General features: G+C 50.2%; 17 protein-coding genes. 4 read left to right on the top strand and 13 right to left on the bottom strand.

Annotated features, from left to right (window positions below; all coding sequences use genetic code 11):
• Window positions 1-27: 27 nt before the first annotated feature.
• Together AC3G2T_RS28890 and AC3G2T_RS28885 are read right to left on the bottom strand one after the other, a co-directional pair.
• Window positions 28-588: an SLOG family protein gene (locus AC3G2T_RS28890; protein ID WP_474679683.1), complete on the bottom strand. Its 561-nt coding sequence runs from the start codon at window positions 586-588 to the stop codon at window positions 28-30.
• A gap of 248 nt (window positions 589-836) precedes the next feature.
• Window positions 837-2,123 carry a Gfo/Idh/MocA family protein gene (locus AC3G2T_RS28885; protein WP_474679684.1) on the bottom strand — a complete coding sequence of 429 codons (1,287 nt, stop codon included), beginning with the start codon at window positions 2,121-2,123 and terminating at the stop codon, window positions 837-839.
• A 164-nt stretch (window positions 2,124-2,287) separates the two neighbouring features.
• Here AC3G2T_RS28885 and AC3G2T_RS28880 point away from each other — a divergent pair, with 164 nt between their 5' ends.
• Window positions 2,288-3,118: a helix-turn-helix domain-containing protein gene (locus AC3G2T_RS28880; protein WP_488437729.1), complete on the top strand. Its 831-nt coding sequence runs from the start codon at window positions 2,288-2,290 to the stop codon at window positions 3,116-3,118.
• A 369-nt stretch (window positions 3,119-3,487) separates the two neighbouring features.
• On the opposite strand, the gene uxaC is transcribed toward AC3G2T_RS28880, so the two are convergent.
• The 7 genes from uxaC to AC3G2T_RS28845 form a co-directional block, all read right to left on the bottom strand.
• Window positions 3,488-4,888 (bottom strand): glucuronate isomerase, encoded by a 1,401-nt coding sequence (gene uxaC / locus AC3G2T_RS28875; RefSeq protein ID WP_488437728.1) that lies wholly within the window; start codon window positions 4,886-4,888, stop codon window positions 3,488-3,490.
• Window positions 4,889-5,091: 203 nt separating this feature from the next.
• Entirely contained in the window at window positions 5,092-5,316 is a 225-nt protein-coding gene (locus AC3G2T_RS28870; RefSeq protein ID WP_474679688.1) for a cold-inducible protein YdjO-related protein, read from the bottom strand.
• Between the two features lie 122 nt (window positions 5,317-5,438).
• The gene (locus tag AC3G2T_RS28865) at window positions 5,439-5,954 is read right to left on the bottom strand and encodes a DoxX family membrane protein (protein WP_474679689.1); all 516 of its coding nucleotides are present in this window, start codon (window positions 5,952-5,954) and stop codon (window positions 5,439-5,441) included.
• A gap of 122 nt (window positions 5,955-6,076) precedes the next feature.
• Window positions 6,077-6,292: a hypothetical protein gene (locus tag AC3G2T_RS28860; protein ID WP_474679690.1), complete on the bottom strand. Its 216-nt coding sequence runs from the start codon at window positions 6,290-6,292 to the stop codon at window positions 6,077-6,079.
• A 180-nt stretch (window positions 6,293-6,472) separates the two neighbouring features.
• Window positions 6,473-7,153, bottom strand: coding sequence for a DUF4166 domain-containing protein (locus AC3G2T_RS28855; protein WP_488437727.1), 681 nt, complete (start codon window positions 7,151-7,153; stop codon window positions 6,473-6,475).
• Complete coding sequence (locus AC3G2T_RS28850) at window positions 7,150-8,076, bottom strand: DoxX-like family protein (protein WP_488437726.1); 927 nt, start codon at window positions 8,074-8,076, stop codon at window positions 7,150-7,152. The genes AC3G2T_RS28855 and AC3G2T_RS28850 overlap by 4 nt, the downstream gene beginning before the upstream one ends.
• Window positions 8,077-8,092: 16 nt before the next feature.
• Window positions 8,093-8,980, bottom strand: a complete 888-nt coding sequence (locus AC3G2T_RS28845; RefSeq protein ID WP_488437725.1) for an alpha/beta fold hydrolase — start codon at window positions 8,978-8,980, stop codon at window positions 8,093-8,095.
• A gap of 156 nt (window positions 8,981-9,136) precedes the next feature.
• Here AC3G2T_RS28845 and AC3G2T_RS28840 point away from each other — a divergent pair, with 156 nt between their 5' ends.
• Window positions 9,137-9,838 carry a MerR family DNA-binding transcriptional regulator gene (locus tag AC3G2T_RS28840; protein WP_488437724.1) on the top strand — a complete coding sequence of 234 codons (702 nt, stop codon included), beginning with the start codon at window positions 9,137-9,139 and terminating at the stop codon, window positions 9,836-9,838.
• A 129-nt stretch (window positions 9,839-9,967) separates the two neighbouring features.
• On the top strand, window positions 9,968-10,381 hold the full coding sequence (locus tag AC3G2T_RS28835; protein ID WP_488437723.1) for a hypothetical protein: 414 nt from the start codon (window positions 9,968-9,970) through the stop codon (window positions 10,379-10,381).
• A gap of 159 nt (window positions 10,382-10,540) precedes the next feature.
• On the opposite strand, the gene AC3G2T_RS28830 is transcribed toward AC3G2T_RS28835, so the two are convergent.
• A complete protein-coding gene (locus AC3G2T_RS28830; RefSeq protein ID WP_488437722.1) occupies window positions 10,541-11,623 on the bottom strand; it encodes a Gfo/Idh/MocA family protein in 1,083 nt (360 codons plus the stop codon).
• 164 nt (window positions 11,624-11,787) lie between these two features.
• On the opposite strand from AC3G2T_RS28830, the gene AC3G2T_RS28825 reads away from it, so the two are divergent.
• Window positions 11,788-12,870, top strand: a complete 1,083-nt coding sequence (locus tag AC3G2T_RS28825) for a MerR family transcriptional regulator (RefSeq protein WP_488437721.1) — start codon at window positions 11,788-11,790, stop codon at window positions 12,868-12,870.
• A 36-nt stretch (window positions 12,871-12,906) separates the two neighbouring features.
• Here the strand turns inward: AC3G2T_RS28825 and AC3G2T_RS28820 are convergent, their stop codons facing one another.
• The 3 genes from AC3G2T_RS28820 to AC3G2T_RS28810 form a co-directional block, all read right to left on the bottom strand.
• Window positions 12,907-13,623: a response regulator transcription factor gene (locus AC3G2T_RS28820; RefSeq protein ID WP_474679698.1), complete on the bottom strand. Its 717-nt coding sequence runs from the start codon at window positions 13,621-13,623 to the stop codon at window positions 12,907-12,909.
• Between the two features lie 99 nt (window positions 13,624-13,722).
• Complete coding sequence (gene pnpS / locus AC3G2T_RS28815) at window positions 13,723-15,519, bottom strand: two-component system histidine kinase PnpS (RefSeq protein WP_474679699.1); 1,797 nt, start codon at window positions 15,517-15,519, stop codon at window positions 13,723-13,725.
• A gap of 115 nt (window positions 15,520-15,634) precedes the next feature.
• Window positions 15,635-17,182, bottom strand: a complete 1,548-nt coding sequence (locus AC3G2T_RS28810; protein ID WP_474679700.1) for a fumarate hydratase — start codon at window positions 17,180-17,182, stop codon at window positions 15,635-15,637.
• Window positions 17,183-17,235: the final 53 nt, after the last annotated feature.

The following is a 17,235-nucleotide window of genomic DNA, read 5'->3' as shown; positions in this document are numbered from 1 at the left end:
CCATTTTCGCAAAAATTGGTCAACCTCTCACTCGGCATATTCGCGCTCCTGCTGCTCCTCATCGGCAATACTCTGCAAATCCAAAGCTGTGATGCTGATGAGCGGATACGATTGATTCTCGGCGATTCGCAGCGCTTGCTGCTTCATATATTTGGGGGAACCTTCCGTATCTTCATCGTAAACAAGAAGCAGGCCGTCGGAATTCCGCAGCAAAAACTTGTCCCGCTCTTTAAACTGCCATGGTCCTTCATATTTGCTCTTGGTGACGCTGTTAACGTAGTCCGCACGACTTATAACGCGGCTGTATACGCTTTTCTTCTCATCGCTCCAATTTTCTTCCTGCTCGAGGAACGGCGTAATCACCGCCAGCTGCAAATTCGGGCAGCTCGCTTTCAATTCGATAACCGCTTCTGCAGCCCAAAGCTCTACACCCCAGCCGCCGCTGACAATTACCCATTCCAGCCCTTCGTCGACGAGCCCCAGGATCCGTTTTGCAATCGCTTTCTTAATAATTGCAATGCCCGGGTGTTTCAAGGAAAATATCCCCAATTCGGATGCCCTGTATCCGGTAATAAGCACCCTCTTCATCCGGCACACACCCCTTGTACGTTCTCTGTATCAGGTTAGCACAGATAAGGCCTGCCGCCAATACCGAACAAAACGGTGCCGCCCCAAAAGTCAATTGGTACTTTTTATGTCCCGCTCTGCCTTGAAGTTTCACCAAAAGAAAGAACCTCATTCTCCACTTGGTAGTGGAACTTGAGGTCCTTTTGCTCGGTTTTCAGGCTGTTCCCGTACTTTGCGAACACTTCCCGGACAGCTGTGCTTGCTATACGTTATTCAAATTTCACAAGCTGGTCGACAGCAACCGGCTGCCCTGTCCGCAGCGAGATGTTGCCGGCGATGCCGGTCAATATGGACATCGCTCCGTCTACGTGCGAAGCCGCACGGTTAAAGCGGTCGTCGGACGGCTTGTCGAAAATGTCGCGCAGCAAAATCGGGTCCCCGCCGCCATGGCCGCCTACGCCTTGTTCGATTTCAACTTCGTATGGCGCATCGAACATCGGGAATACCTTGATGTATTTTTCCTTAAGCGCTCCTTCATCTTCTTTGCGTCCGCCGGAGTTGACATACGATTGCTCCACGACCCGCATTTCGATTCTACCCTTGCTGCCGTTGAAATGAACGTTGAATCCCTCCCAAGGCAAGTAAGCGTTCAGCGAGTACGTCAAAATAGCTTTATTTTTGTAACGGACCATGACCCCCATCGTATCCTCGATGTTGATGCCGTCGCCGAATACGCTTTGGTCGCGCTGGTAGCCGTCTTCATGCTCCGCGTTCAGATACAAGCCCTTCAAATGCTCATTCTTGTCCAAATGAAGCGCAAATGGATCGTCCTTCGCAATTTCATTGCCTGTTGCGCGTTGATAGAATTGCGTAACGCCGCGTTTTTCCGCGTTTTCTTTGCCGTAGAACATCAACCCGCCCATGGCAAATACGGTTTGCGGGCTCGTACCCAGCCAAAAATTGACGAGGTCGAAATGATGCGTCGATTTATGCACGAGCAGCCCGCCGCTGTTGCGTTTGTCGCGGTGCCATCTGCGGAAATAGTCGGCGCCATGGCGGGTGTTGAGCAGCCACTCGAAATGAACGGAATGAACATCGCCGATGACGCCGTCCATAATCAGCTCGCGGATTTTGGTATTATGAGGCGCATAGCGGTAATTGAACGTAACGCGAAGCTGGCGGCCCGTCCTTTTGATCGCGTCCAAAATTTCCTGACACTTCTCTTCATCGACCGTCATCGGCTTCTCGGAAATAACATCGCAGCCCAGCTCCATCGCTTTAATAATGTACGTATGGTGCGTCCGGTCCACAGAAGTGACGATGACAAAATCCGGCTTCTGCTCGCGAATCATATTCTCGAATTGATCCGCTTTATATGTCGGTACGGCGTTGTACCCGTATTTTTCGGTTAACAATTTGTTGGTGAAATCCATTCTCGTTTGATTGATATCGCAAATAGCGACAAGCTCGGACGTTTCCTGAAAATCTTTAACGATAGCCCCGTAGAAAAACTCGGCGCGTCCCCCTGTTCCAACCAACACATAGCGCTTCTTCATGTCTTAAGCTTACCCCTTTCGGTTTCGTATGACTCAAGAGTAATACAATATTTGCTCTGTTTCTAATCCGATCTTATCCAAACACTGATTTTCTTTGCATATTTTGCTATACTATTTGTATCCGGGAACATGATTAGCGGCAACCCTTCGAGAGGTGACTTCCCTTGTACGGTTTTGAGATCGAACGACTGCGCAGAGACAAGCGGTTCTCCATGCCGGTGAACCATTTTCACGACAATTACGAAATCTACTACTTGCTGTCAGGCAAAAGATATTACTTCATACGCGACCGCTCTTACTTGATCGAAGAGGGCCATCTCGTCTTTATCGACAAAAATGTGCTGCACAAAACCCACGACGTCGACGCGGCCCATCATGAGCGGATTTTGCTCAACTTCGGCGATCCGTGGATCGACGCCGCCTCCGCCAATCAGGCTGCGGCCGTCGAGCTGCTGCTGGCGCCGTTTCGCGGCAAACAGCCGGTCATCCCCCTGCACGGCGCAAACCGTACTTTTGCGGAAACGGTGCTGTTCAGCCTGCTGAAGGAGCAGCAGCAAATGCTGCCGGGTTGGGAGCTTAACGGCAATGCGCTGCTGACGCAGCTGCTCGTTTTTTGCTCCAGGCTGGCGAGCGAAGCCGTGGCGGCGGCCGAACCGTCCCATGCGCCCAACGACAAAATCATCGAAATCATCGGCTACATCAACCAAAATTTCAAAACAAAGCTGTCCCTGTCGCTCATTTCGGAAACGTTTTTCATCAGCCCGAGCTACTTCTGCCGCACTTTTAAAGAAACGAGCGGCTTCTCGTTCATCGAATACTTGAACACTATCCGGGTACGCGAAGCGCAGCGGCTGCTGCGGGAAACCAAGCTCAAGGTGATCGATATCGCCGAGCAATCGGGGTTCGAGAGCATCGCGCATTTTGGCCGCGTCTTTAAGCAAGTCACCCAGCAGACGCCGCTGGAATGCCGCAAACTGATGCGCACGGCAAAATGAGAGGCGGCGCAACGGCCTGACGCCATGCGTGCGGCTTTCCCCAGCCGCACCGGGCGCCGCGGGACTATCCAAACCCGCCAACCGGCCTTTTCACGGTAGGCAAGGAAAAACCTGCGATAGTGCAGGTTTTTCAGCCGGAAGCGGCTCATTTTAGCAAAAAGCCTGCAATTGTGCAGGAATTTTCCGCGAAAATGAGCCTAAAACCATGTGCACAGCGAAAAGCCTGCACAATTGCAGGAATTTGTCGTGGCCAGTGTATCAACCGGGCAAAAACTGTACTTTTGCAGGTTTCTTCACGCAACCGGGCCGCCCCCCAAACCAAAAAAAAGACCCGGATTCGCAGCACTGCGCGCCCAGGTCTTTCGCTTTTTAAAATCCAAAATATTGCTTGGCATTGTTGTAGGAAATATCCTGCACCAGCTGTTTCAACTGCTCCTCATCGTTCGGGAACTCGCCGTCTTCCACCCATTCCCCGATCATATTGCACAAAATTCTCCGGAAATACTCGTGTCTCGTATACGATAAGAAGCTTCTGGAATCCGTCAGCATGCCAACGAAACGGCCGAGGAGCCCGTGATTCGCCAGCGTTTTCATCTGAAGCAGCATGCCGTCCTTCGTATCGTTGAACCACCAGGCCGAGCCCAGCTGGATTTTGCCGGCGATGCCGCCGCCCTGGAAGCTGCCCATGAGCGAAGCCAGAATGTCGTTATCTTTTTGATTCAGGGAGTACAAAATCGTTCTCGGCAGCGTCTCGTTCAGCGCCAGCTCGGACAGCAAGCCGGTCAGCGCGCCGGCCACAGGGCTATCGTTGATTGAATCGTAGCCGGTATCCGGACCGAGCACCTTGAACATATGCCCGTTGTTGTTTCTCGACGCATTAATGTGATACTGCATCGCCCAATCCAATTTATGATAAATACCGCCCAGGAAAACAAGGGTATACGTTTTGAATTGTTTTTCCTCATGCAGGCTGACAGGAAGCCCTTTCATCGCATTCTGGAAAATAACCGCAGCTTCCTCCCGCGTAACCGGCGCGTATGGCACGTAATCGAGTGCGTGGTCGGACACTTTGCAGCCTACCGAATCAAAGAAACGGGCTCTGTTCTCAAGCGCCGCGAGGAAATCGTCATAGCTGCCGATCGCAATGCCGGACGCCTGCTCCAATTGGCGGACCCAAGGGACGAAGGTCGGTCTGTTGATTTCGAATCCTTTGTCGGGACGGAAAGAAGGCAGCACCTGCGTTTCGAAATCTTGAATCTCTTTGATTTTAATGTGGTATTCCAAAGAATCGACGGGATCGTCAGTCGTGCAAATAACCGTCACTTTGGACTTGGTGATCAAGTCTCTCGCTCTAAGCTTGCCTTCCTGCAGCTTGGCGTTTGCTTTCTCCCAAATAGCGGGGGCATTTTGCGCGTTAAGAATTTCATGCACATCAAAATAACGCCGCAGCTCCATATGCGACCAGTGGTACAGCGGATTGCCGATCGCCATCGGCACCGTCGAAGCCCAGGCCAAGAAACGGTCGTAGTCGCTGGCTCCGCCTGTAATTTTCGCTTCCTCTACGCCGGCTGCCCGCATGAGCCGCCATTTGTAGTGATCCCCGTATAACCATGCTTCCGTAATATTGTTGAACTGCTTGTTTTCATAGATTTCTTTCGGACTGAGATGACAGTGGTAGTCGATGATCGGCAAATCCTTGGCGAAATCGTGAAACAGACGTACTGACGTTTCCGTGTTAAGCAAGAAATTGTCATCCAAAAATGTTTTCATGAATCTGGCTTCCACCTTTCTGAACCTGACTGCTACGCTATTTATTGTATCGGACTCATGCCCAAAAATCTTGTTCTTTTTTGCTCATCGCTTTTGAGAATATGCATATTTTGACTTGTGCGCCTGCCGCCGGCAACAAAAATAAGCTTCGCCGCGACGACCGTATGGCAGTCCGGCAAAGCTTATTTCGGCTGGGTTATGTATTAGAAACGCCTTTTCCCCATAATAAATTTCTTGTTTGCCTTCTTGGTCGTCACAGGCACGTGTTTGTAGCTGCGCACCATCTGCGTTTTGCATAACGGGCAAGCCGGAAGCTCTTCCGTCACGAACTCTTTGCGCACCCATGCTTTGCAGTCCGCTTGCTTGCATTTCCAAATTTCGATCTGCTCGAGGTCTTGCGTCTGTTGCTCTGTTGTTGAAGTTGCCATTTCTCTCTTAATCTCCCTGTTTCATTATCTAGACTACTTATTATTATACAGATTAAGAGGAATATCAAGTCTTGTTAAAAGATTGTTAAATTGCGGCTAGCTTCCGCACCCTCTAGAGGCCGTCAATTTCCCATTATTTTCGCGAACCGCTGCTTAAATAAACGGTTCAAATGAGGAAGCGTCACGTAATCGACACCGATTTTCCCGGCGTTGGCGCCAGCCGACAAGATAATAAAGCTAACCAGTATCATCCACGGGTTTAAGCTGACGACGCCGGCAAATATGTACATGAAGTTCATCAATAGACCGAAAAAGGCCGCTGCTGCAGTCAAACAACCGAGGATTAATCCCGCCCCGACCAGAAATTCTCCCCAAGGAACGATGATGTTGAACAGTTTGATATTTGGCAGGGCAAAATCTTTTAGGAACGACACATAATTGGGGTAAATCATCCCCTTTGTTGCGGAATCGACTATCGGCTTTGCTATAGCGCCCTGTATAAACCCGCTGGCGTCAAACGCCTGATCGGCGGTGAGCTTGCCCCAACCTGCCGCCAACCACTTCCACCCGACATACACTCGAACAAACATCAGCAATACGGCCGCATACTTGTTCTCTCTTACCCATTTCATCATCATTCATTCCACCTTTATTTTTTTTGGAGTCGAATTGATCTGCCTCCTATCATAGGTAACGACACAAAACCGACATCGGTTTGATCGGATTTCCGAATGAGGACATGGGTAATTGCAAAATGCTGCTAAAAGATCGGAATTCTCGCTTTATTGCCGTCGCTTGAATACAAAATCGCCTCGGAATTGAACAAATCGATTCTTTCCAGCGAGTTAATAAAGTTCATCATCGTAAGCTTGTTATTACGCAGCGCGTGAATGAGCGCAGGAATGAGTTTTTGGTCTGTTCCTATGAAGTACACCGAGATAGCTTTCATGTTAAACAAGATATTCATCTTTGCCAAAAAGATCATCTCCCAACTGCATAGTCACTTGTGTCAAGTGCTTCATTTTCAAAGAATAGCACGATTTTCATAGAGAGTCCGTCGATTGCCGTTGTCGTTTTCGCACTAGTTTTGAAGAATTGTTCCCTTCATATGAAAAACTGCTCCCGAGTTCATGTAGCTCGGGAGCAGTTGCTAAAGTTACTCTCGTCTCTCCTCCCGCACTGGCTTGACGTGCTGAGGAATACCACGATTAGTTATGGGGACGTACTCAACATCAAAAGATCCGCGGTATCCGAAAAGCGGTCCAAAAAATTTGTTGTTCACCTGCACATCAATTCGGAACTTCCCGGTCTCATCATCGTACCACTCGCAGACATCCGCATAACCGGAAAAGGTCATAGGAAACCGAAAGCCTAGAATACCTTCATAAAAAAATTGCTTCCCCGACCGTAACCCCATACCGCCATTCTCCGCAACAAACATATCAATCTCCACAGCCAAATGCTGGTGAGTGCCCAGATAATCTACAATTTTACGCCGTTTCTCACTGTAAATCATTGTGGCATCAAAACGTCTGATCCGATTCGGAAAATGGTACGTTCGAATCCAAGAAACAGTCTCTCGCCCAAAGGTATCCTTGTATGCATAGTTCTCGATTGAGAAGGGAATTTGCTTCCCACCCTGCGGAAAAAGGATATTTCGCCACGTACCAAGAGCCAGAAACGGCAGTGTAAACCATTTGCCATACCAAACATGTTCCATAATCCCTTTGCCGATAGACGCTATTTGATTCTCGCTTCCGAAGCCGAATCGCTTTTGGATCTGAGGGTGGAGCTTGGCGAAGTCATCACCGAGGATTTTTTCGTAGATCGATGTCATGCTTGTCTGTCCCCTTCACGTGAACTTCGAAGACACCTTCCAGCATTTGGAAGCACCGTTGCATTTAGCAAACTGATTATAGATAAAGCTATCATTGCCACATTCAGAGAAATTGGATTGAAAGGCGCTGCATAGGTCGCCGGATGCGCTGCCGCACTTAATCCCAGAAGAATCAAGACTAATATATTGGCCTTATGCAACCCCCTTCGCTTCTTTCCACTCAAAATAAGGAACAAGAGACCGAATCCGATTTCTCCTAATCCCATCAGCGTCAAGAAAAGTCTTCCATAATCAGCATTACCTATGGTGCTCCGCAAGATATCCATTTCCCCCGAATCCGGTACCAACAGTTTTGGCACAAGTCCTTGATACACCCAGATGATAAACAAGCTTACGGTCAAAATAACCTCCGTAATTGAACGCCTGATCAATACTAACGGGGGAGTCCCCTGCTCCAGCCATAGCCGCAAACAGTCAAAACTCCATGCCGTCGCCCAACCCATTACCGGTCGGAATAAGAGTCGATCGATCCATGTACCGAATGCGCCAAAACGAGTCCTGTAATCATATCTGGTTAAGAAGCGAATACCATCGGCTGTAGGCACATAACGCCAAAATCCGGCTCCTTCAATTATTAGCGAAACCGGATTCGATGAGCTGAATTTCAAGCTGGAGGTCATAATGCCGTCTTTCTCTTTGTTGCCTACCGATTCGCCTTCTCCCGCAATACTAATTCCAAAGCCGATATTGGTTTTATATAAAAAGCGCTGAGGCTCTTCTTCATAGGATTTTAGAATATATGTAATCTCTGAGAACCTTAAATCCCATTGTTGATGCAAATCTGGAGTCTGGGTATACGTCCACAATGTTTCCATCGGTACTTTCATAAGAATTTCTACGTAAATGGGTTTTCTTTTGGTCATGACTCCCTCCTGTTCTCTAATTTTTTCGATCTCCTAATATGAAGTGTTGCATAAACCATGGCTTAATGAGTGGTAAAACAGTATCCGGCTGCATGGCCTTTGTATGGTCCATATCAATTCCTTCAAGAACTTCTACATCCCAACCCAGATCGGTCAGTTCTTTCATATTCTTCTTCAACAAGCCCACGATGTCAACAGTAACATTTCCAAAATTCTCACCGTAAACGATCGTATCTTTCTCTCCTGCAAAAGCCAATTTCGGAAAATCCAGCTTGTGTTGAATGCTGCGATCATCAAAAGCGGCAAGGCACTGATACAGTGTAACAAATTGCTTCGTTACATGGGGATCTATTGTGACCGTCATGTTTTCCCAATCGGTTTCATTCGGATTCTCTGATCCTTCAGGCTGTGTAACTGCTGCACCTTGATTACTCAAAGCTTGTGTGTGTGTTTTGGCGGTCACAACCATCATTTCTTGATAAGGCCCTTCATAAGGCGGAAAACCGCCCATGACCAAGCTTTCCAGCCGATTTGACCTTATGGCCAACTGCAATCCCGCCAGTGCAAGCCAAGAATAACCGTAGTAGCTAAAATACTCAACATTCATTTCATCGGCTATTTGGAGAAAATCATTTACAATATGTTCCGGTGTGAGATTTTCCGGGTTCGGATGTTCAAATAGATATCCTTCATAATCGAAATATAAAACCTGAAACGTGTCAGCAAGTCCCTCGACAAAATGTTTCCCTAATTCAGGGTCTACTCCCCACAGTTTCAAGTTTTCCGCTTCCTGATTGTAAACAGATTTTTTAGCGATTGGCAGCATGATGGCTGGACGGCCAGGAACTCCCGTTAAGCCTACTTCTATTTCGGAATGATTGTTTAACCGTATCATTTTTTTCAATGAACTCACTCCCTCAAGGTTTATATAACTATCATATAACATTCATGCAATCTTTCGGTTTAGCGCTTCATCCGCCTTGATTTCCCCTCTAAAATTCGATTCAATATTACTGAAGCACTTGAAGGTTTTACTTTAATATTTGGAGCGATATCGATAATGAACACGATTTATACACCTAAACAAATTGCCAAGAAACTGAATGTGAGTACGACTACTTTACGGAGATATGAAGATCAAGACTTGATTCCGGATGTGCCGAGGACGGTCAGCAACCGCAGATGCTATACATCCGTCCATGTACAAGCTTTTGTTACAATTCGGGCGTTGCTGCGAGGATTTGAGATTCCGGTTGCGTATGATGTGATGAGAAGGATGAAGAACCGGGATATCGAATATGCGCTTTGGCTTATCAATCAGCAGCAGCATAATATTCAAGCGGAAAAACTTAGGGTAGAGGAAGTTTTGCGCATGCTTCGAAATGCCGATTTTTCGAAATTCAGTCATTTGAATGTAACGGATTCAATGACAATTGGAGAAGTTGCCCAAATCGCCGGTGTCAGACCATCAGCCATTCGGCATTGGGAACAAGAGGGGTTAATTATTTCGGAGAGAAATAAACATAACGGGTACAGAGTCTTTACTCTTACGGAACTAAGAAAAATTATTCTCATTAGCAGTTTAAGGAAAACCGTATATTTTATTGATAATATGAAACAGCTTTTGAACGACTTGGAAATACAGCACTATGAACAAGTGGAACGGTCCTTCCAGCTTGCCCTGCAAAAATTGAACAGTCAATTAATGAAGCAGTTTTTGGCGATAGCTGAGCTTATGAAATATGTGGCTTCTAGCAAGTGAAGATTGTATTTTGAAGCCGGACATGTTAAGCTTTAGACAAAGAATAAACTACGCGAAGGAAGCACCTCGCTAAGCCCTTACTAAAGGGTTAAGCGAGGTGCTTTTTTTCGTAAAAAGGAGAGAACACTTATGCAGAATTTATTAAACACCATCTTCCGCATCAGAGCGTACATTGCCGGTACCGAACCCGGACGTGACGGAGAAGCGGCATGCAGTCTTGTCACTGTCATGTTTTTAGGTTTTGCCGCCCTGCAGCTTATTGCCGACTGGAGCCTCAAATCAGTTATGCCGCTCGGCTGCGCATTCATTTTATCCTGGTATTTACTAGACACGTATGCCAGACATCGAATCAACAAAGTTGCTCTCCTTATGACACTGTATCATTTTACGCAATTGTTATTGGATATCGTTCATTTACGATACAACATGAATCCGTCTGCATTCTTAGGGTTTGTAAATCATGCGAGAAAAACGATTCGCTGCTACAGGAATATTCTTATTCTCGATGATTTGGAAACCAATCGTGTCATGGCTGCAAATTAAAAAGAATCAACGGCAGCAGCAATCAGGGTGCAAAAAGACGCCCCATCCACTTGTTCAGCGGTGCTGGAGGCGTCTTTTCACTTGGTCAGGAACCGGCTTTACTGGCCGATGCCCTTTTAGGACATCCCCTGCGCATTTATTTCCCAGGAAATGTCGGGCTTAGTCGAAATAAACCGCCTTACCCGTTCTCGCGGATTCGTAGATCGCCTCCAAAATTTCGGAGACGACGCAAGCTTGCTCCGGTGTGACGACAGGCTCGATATCTTTATCGATCGCTTCGATCCACAGGCGCATCTCCAGATCCTGCGCATTATCCACGGCGCCGTCGTAGAAAGCTACGCCGCCGGCGTTCAGCTCGACGTTCGTCGTGAACAGGCGGCTGTTCTTCTCGCCATTAATGCGCAGGCCGTCCTTCATGTCGGCGCCGCCCTCTGTGCCGCACAGCGTGCACTTCGCTTCGTCGACTTCAAGAGAGTTCAATGCCCAGCTGGATTCGAGCATGATTGTTGCGCCGTTTTGCATCGTAATCATGCCAAAAGCCGAATCCTCCACCGTGAACGTGGACGGGTCCCATGGCCCCCAGGCATTGGCCGCGTTTTCACGCTGGGACAGCTTATGGTAGGACGTACCAAGCACAACCTTCGGCTTGTAGTTGTTCATCATCCACAGCGTCAAATCCAACGCATGGGTCCCGATATCGATCAGCGGACCTCCGCCCTGCTTCTCCTCATCGAGGAATACGCCCCATGTCGGAACGGCGCGGCGGCGAATGGCGTGCGCCTTGGCAAAATAAATTTCGCCCAGCTCGCCGTCGGCGCACAGCCCATGAAGATGCTGACTGTCGCTGCGGAAGCGGTTGTTGTAGCCGATCGTCAGCTTGCGGCCTGTCCGCTTCGCGGCTTCGACCATGCGGCGGGCGTCGGCCGCCGTCTTCGCCATCGGCTTCTCGCACATAACATGCTTGCCGGATTCCAGCGCGGCGATCGTGATGTCCGCATGGGAATCGTTAGGCGTGCAGACGTGCACGATGTCGATCGAGCCGTCCTGCAGCAGTTCGCGGTAATCCGCATAGACGCTGGCTTCGCCTTTGCCGTATTTGTTTGCCGCGTCATGCGCTCTTTCCGTGACAATATCGCAAAAAGCGACCATTTCCACATTGCCTAATTTGCTTAAGCTCGGCAGATGCTTGCCGTTCGCTATTCCTCCGCAGCCGATAATCGCAATTCGATACGTTTTGGACATTAACTTTTTCCTCCTTGTGCCCCAACAGAACTGTACATTCTTTTCTAATGAGCATTCACCTTGTACAATGAAAGTATAACAAACAGGCAAAAAAAGAAAATTTCGGATCTGGTGCAACTTGTATGCGATTTTGTCATACGTGGAAAAAAGGAGGCGCAAAAAGGGTGCTCATTCATGAAATTTCCCGAAAGCTCGGCATTACGGCCAGGGCGATACGCTTTTATGAGCAAAAAGGGCTGCTCTCGCCGTCCAAGCTGAAGGAAAACGGTTACCGCACCTATACCGAGCAGGACGCTTGGCGGCTCCAGACGATCATTTCGCTGCGCGAGGTCGGCATGCCGCTGCAAGATATTCGCCGGACGCTGGAAACCGCGGTGCCTAGCGGCCAGGAAGAAGTGCTGCAAGCGCTGCAGCTGCAGCGGTCCTTGCTTTTCCAGCAGTGGACGGAAATGAAGCAGGTCATCGCCACGATGGACCAAATGATCGAGGCCGCCGAACACAATCAACAGCTGCCGACGGAGCAGCTGTACGAACTTGCCCGGCAAAGCAAAGCGGTGCGGGATTTGCGCAAAAGCTGGCGGGACCATTGGGACTTTGACGCCAAAGCCGTGAAATTCGACCAGCTTCTGGCCGACGGGACAGCCGCTCATCCCGGTCCCGGGCGGCGCGGCGGCGGCCGAGAGGCAGGAGCGGCGTACGAAACCGCGCTGCAGGCCATCGCAGCGTTCATCGCGCCGGCGCCGGGCGACAAAGGGCTGGACATCGGCACAGGCACGGGCAACCTGGCCGCGAAGCTGCAGCGCCTCGGCGCCCAAATGTCGGCCATCGACCAGTCAAAGCAGATGCTCAAGGTGTGCGGGCTCAAGCACCCCGAGATCGAAGTCAAGCTCGGCAACGCGCTCGCGATTCCTTATATGGACGGCCTGTTTGATTTTGCCGTCAGCAGCTTCGCCATGCACCACTTTACCGAGCAGCAAAGGCCGCTGGCCTGGGAAGAGATGCTGCGGGTCGTGCGGCCGGGCGGAAAAATATGCATTTGCGACTATATGCTCAAAGAGCCGTCCGAACAGCAGCAGTTTCTCCGCAAGCTGATCGATTCAGGGGCCGGCAAGCTGCCGATGATGCACAGCCAGGTCGAGCTGTATCCGGTGCTCTCCTCAGCCGCGAGCTGGTTTCGCGAACGCGGATGCCGCGTTGCGAGCGAGCCCGCGGGAGAAGGCGTATACGTGCTGTATGTGCAAAAATGAGCCTGGGCGGCTGCCAATCAGCATGCCCCAGGCTCATTATTTTTTTACCGTACCTGCGATCAGCTTGTAGCCGACGCCGCGAATCGAATCGATTTGCACCGATTGCTGGTTCATTTCGAGCTTTTTACGCAGCGAGCTGACGTGAACGTCAACCGTCCGCTGACCGCCGATGTAGTCGAAGCCCCAGACGATATTCATCAAATCGTCCCGCGTCACGACAACGCCTGGCCGCTGAACGAGATACAGCAGCACCTCGAACTCTTTGGGACGCAGCGGAATCGATTCCCCGTTCAAAATAACTTCGTATTTTTCCGGATAAATGAACAAATCTCCGGCTTGTATCACTTTATCGGCCGACTTTTGTTTGTCCGACAGCAGCTCGTCCGGCTGCGTTCTGCGCAGCACGGCGGATACGCGAGCGAGAAGCTCGGCTACGCCGAAAGGCTTCGTAATATAGTCGTCAGCCCCGTGCTTCAAACCTTGGACGACTTCGTCCTCCGCATTGCGGGCCGTTAAAATAACGACCGGCGTGCTGTTGCCCTTTTGTCTCAATTTGGTCAAAACTTCAAACCCGTTCAGGCCAGGAAGCATAATATCGAGAATAACGAGATCGTAATTTTGCTGCAAAGCCTCTTGTAGTCCGTCGCCACCATGATCGACAACCTTCGTATCATAACCTTCCTGCGATAAATTGTATGAGAGCAGTCTGGCTAAGGTAGGTTCATCTTCTATAACTAAAATTTTTTGAGCCATGGGATCCCCCGAATTTACAGTATTTTAACACTTTGCAATAATCTCATCGTAGCACCGTTTTGTAAAGAGAATGTAAACATTTTATTAATCCCGTGTAAATTAGTGGATGACAGGCAGTTCAATTGTAAATTTGGTGCCGATGCCGACTTCGCTCTCGACCCGGATCGTTCCTTTGTGCAGCTCCACCAAATGCTTGACGATGGACAGCCCGAGCCCGGTTCCGCCTGAACTTCTGGAGCGCGCTTTATCCACCCGGTAAAACCGCTCGAATATGCGCGGCAAATCCTTTTTCGGAATACCCATCCCGGTATCCGATACGATGACCCGCAGCCGCTCATAGTCGCCGAGGGCATTCATGTCCAGCGGTTCGACCCGCACTTTCACCTTGCCGCCATCCTGCGTGTAATTGATCCCGTTGGAGAGCAAATTAATAAATATTTGCCGCAGCCGGTCCTCATCCGCTTCCAAATAAATATCGTCCTGAACCTGCAGGCACAGCTCGATGTTCTTTTTCTCCGCTTCCGTGCGCATCACGTTGATTGTCTTTTCCATAAATTCAACGACATGCACGGGCGAAAAATGCATCGGAATGCGCTTGGATTCGATTTTGGACAATTCCAGAATGTCTCCGATCAGACGGTTCAGCCGCTCGCTCTCATCGAAAATAATTCGCAAAAACGATTCCGCCGTCTCCTTATCGTTCAGCGCTCCCGCGAGCAGCGTTTCGGCAAAACCTTTTACTGCGGCAATCGGCGTCTTCAACTCGTGGGACACGTTGGCTACGAACTCGCTGCGCATCCGCTCCAGCCGCCGCACTGCGGTGATGTCGTGAAGGACGATCAGGACGCCTGCCCATTCCTCGTCATCGTGAGAAATCGGGTTCAAGTTCAATTCAAGGATGCGTTCGGACGGATAATAAAAAATCATCTCGTCGCGGATAGGTTCCTTCGTTTCGATGCACTCTTGAATCAGCTTGGCGAACTCATACTGCTGCTTCGCCTCGCTATACCTTTTGCCCAGAAGCTCCTGCGCGGAAAAGCCGAGAATGTACTCGGCGGAAGGATTCAGCAGCACGATCCGCTCGTTCCGGTCAACCATCACGATGCCGCTCACCATGTTTTCCAAAACGCCCTGCAGCCGCCGCTCGTTCTCCTGAATGCGCTCCATCTGTTCCTGCAAGCTTTCGGACATCCGGTTGATCGCTTGCCCGAGCTGGCCGACCTCGTCTTTGCTTAAGGATGAGACGCGCGCCTGATAGTTCATATTCGTAATTTGCATCGCGACTTTGGTCATATTTTCAATCGGCCGGGTGATGTCCCGAGCGATCCGGTAGCTGATGATGCCTACTATAACAAACAGGATGCCCAATCCGGCGATTAGGAAATACCAAAGGTTGCGGATCGACGCATCGACCTGCTCCAGGCTCATCGCGATGCGCAAATATCCGGTTATCTCTTTGCCGTTTTTGACGGGGATAGCCGCGTACAGCATCTTTTCCTTGAGCGTACCGCTGTATCGGGTAATGTAGCCGACTTCGTTCGGCCCGCCGGCCTCGGCAATTTCAGGTCTGCTCAAATGGTTGTCCATCTGCTTCGGATCTTGATCGGAATCGCCCAGAACGAGCCCGTCGGCACGCACAAAGGTCAGTCTCGCATCCGTGCTCTGCTTGATTTTCAGCGCTTGGTCCGTATAGTAAGCTATCAGCTCGCTTTCGCTGCCGCTGTGCCTCCAATCGCCCGTAGCCAAAATCACCTGCAGTTCCCGCTTCATGTTGTCCTGCAGCGCTTCAATATGCGAATCTTCGAGCACTTTGGCCATAAACAGACCTGCAATCAGCATCGAAAATCCGATTAGTAAGATCAAAATCAAAGTCAGTTTGGCACGGAATTTCGTCATCCGCCGGTCCTCCATTCGACTGCCTGTTCAATGTTGGGTAAAAAGAAAAAGGGCTACTCTACATAGTATCCCTTTTCCCCGTGCCAAATCCAGTATTTTTTTTGTAAACCGGCGGTTATTTGAATACTGGCTCTTTCAAAAGCGACAGCTTCTCCAACGAGCTTTTTTCCACATCGGCATGCAAGCTGTTGCCGTGCGAATCCATCGTGACGATGGCGGCGAACCCTTGGGTTTGCAGATGCCACATCGCTTCCGGAATGCCGAACTCCATGAAGTCCACGCCTTCGACTTTCTTAAAACAACGTGCGTAGTACTGCGCGGCACCACCGATCGCATTCAAATACACGCCGCCGTGCTCTTTAAGTGCGGCCAGCGTCTTGGCTCCCATGCCGCCTTTTCCGATTACAGCGCGGATGCCGAACTTTTTAATAATATCGCCCTGGTAAGGCTCCTCGCGGATGCTCGTCGTCGGTCCGGCCGCTCTCACATGCCACTCGCCTGCCTGATCCTTGCTCATCACCGGTCCGCAGTGATAGATAGCGGCGCCGTTCAAATCGACCGGAGCGTCGTGATCCATCAAATATTTGTGCAGGGCGTCGCGTCCCGTATGCATCGTGCCGTTGATCACGACCACGTCGCCGACTTTCAGCGAGCGGATCTGCTCTTCGGAAATCGGCGTCGTCAGCACAATTTCGCGGCGCTCGGACTCGCTGTCGTCCTCTTCCTTGGCACCAGCTTCGAACGCTTCCTTGAAGGATACTTCCGTTCCACGCGGATACGACCAGCCTTTGATTTCGCCGCTGCCCGCATCAAGCACGACGCCTTGACGGCGAAATGCCCAGCAGTTGTACGCGACGGATACGAAGAAGCTCGCCGGCAGACGGTTCGCCACTCCGACCTTGCAGCCAAGCAGCGTCACTTGACCGCCAAAGCCCATCGTGCCGATGCCGAGCGTGTTGGCGTTGTCCATCACGTATTCTTCCAGCTTGCGCAGGTCCGGATGCGGGTTCACGTCATCCACATGGCGGAACAATTGATGCTTCGCCAATTCGTAGCCGCTTGTGCGGTCGCCGCCGATGCCGACGCCGATGAAGCCTGCGCTGCAGCCCTGGCCTTGCGCCTGGTAGACCGCGTGCATAATGCATTTGCGGATACCGTCGAGGTCGCGTCCCGCTTTGCCCACTCCTTCAAGCTCGGCGGGCAGGCTGTACTGAATGTTTTTGTTTTCGCAGCCGCCGCCTTTCAGGATGAGCTTCACTTCAATGTCGTCTTTTTCCCATTGCTCAAAATGAATAACCGGCGTTCCGGGCCCGAGGTTGTCCCCCGTATTCGCACCCGTAAGCGAATCCACCGAGTTCGTGCGAAGCTTGCTGTCTTTCGTCGCCTGCGCCACCGCTTCAAGAATGTGCTTTTTCATGACGAGTTGGTTTGCTCCAACCGGACAGTGTATAATAAACGTGGGCATGCCCGTATCCTGGCAAATCGGGGACACGTTGCATTCCGCCATATGAATGTTATCCGCAATCCGTGACAATGAAAGCGCGGAACGGGTTCCGCCGTCTTCGCGCTGCTGAGCCGCTTGAACAGCACGCCGCACGTCGCCTGGAAGGTTCGTGGAAGTTTCGACAATCAAATCATAGACACTCTGGTAAAAATGCTGCATAACAAGAAAGGCTCCTCTCTGAAAACAAAATTATAATCATTATCATTTATTAT

The sequence above is a fragment of the Paenibacillus sp. sgz302191 genome (assembly GCF_057749925.1).
The sequence above is the reverse complement of the archived record's forward strand: the minus strand, read 5'-3'. Positions and strand labels throughout refer to the sequence as shown.

Bases quoted from the DNA above. Each gene is read 5' to 3' on its own strand.
- AC3G2T_RS28855 (WP_488437727.1), bottom strand. From the start codon at position 7,153: ATGACATCGATCTACGAAAAAATCCTCGGTGATGACTTCGCCAAGCTC.
- AC3G2T_RS28865 (WP_474679689.1), bottom strand. From the start codon at position 5,954: ATGATGATGAAATGGGTAAGAGAGAACAAGTATGCGGCCGTATTGCTG.
- AC3G2T_RS28850 (WP_488437726.1), bottom strand. From the start codon at position 8,076: ATGACCAAAAGAAAACCCATTTACGTAGAAATTCTTATGAAAGTACCG.
- AC3G2T_RS28840 (WP_488437724.1), top strand. From the start codon at position 9,137: ATGAACACGATTTATACACCTAAACAAATTGCCAAGAAACTGAATGTG.
- pnpS (WP_474679699.1), bottom strand. From the start codon at position 15,519: ATGACGAAATTCCGTGCCAAACTGACTTTGATTTTGATCTTACTAATC.
- AC3G2T_RS28890 (WP_474679683.1), bottom strand. From the start codon at position 588: ATGAAGAGGGTGCTTATTACCGGATACAGGGCATCCGAATTGGGGATA.
- AC3G2T_RS28810 (WP_474679700.1), bottom strand. From the start codon at position 17,182: ATGCAGCATTTTTACCAGAGTGTCTATGATTTGATTGTCGAAACTTCC.
- AC3G2T_RS28835 (WP_488437723.1), top strand. From the start codon at position 9,968: ATGCAGAATTTATTAAACACCATCTTCCGCATCAGAGCGTACATTGCC.
- AC3G2T_RS28820 (WP_474679698.1), bottom strand. From the start codon at position 13,623: ATGGCTCAAAAAATTTTAGTTATAGAAGATGAACCTACCTTAGCCAGA.
- AC3G2T_RS28830 (WP_488437722.1), bottom strand. From the start codon at position 11,623: ATGTCCAAAACGTATCGAATTGCGATTATCGGCTGCGGAGGAATAGCG.
- uxaC (WP_488437728.1), bottom strand. From the start codon at position 4,888: ATGAAAACATTTTTGGATGACAATTTCTTGCTTAACACGGAAACGTCA.
- AC3G2T_RS28885 (WP_474679684.1), bottom strand. From the start codon at position 2,123: ATGAAGAAGCGCTATGTGTTGGTTGGAACAGGGGGACGCGCCGAGTTT.
- AC3G2T_RS28870 (WP_474679688.1), bottom strand. From the start codon at position 5,316: ATGGCAACTTCAACAACAGAGCAACAGACGCAAGACCTCGAGCAGATC.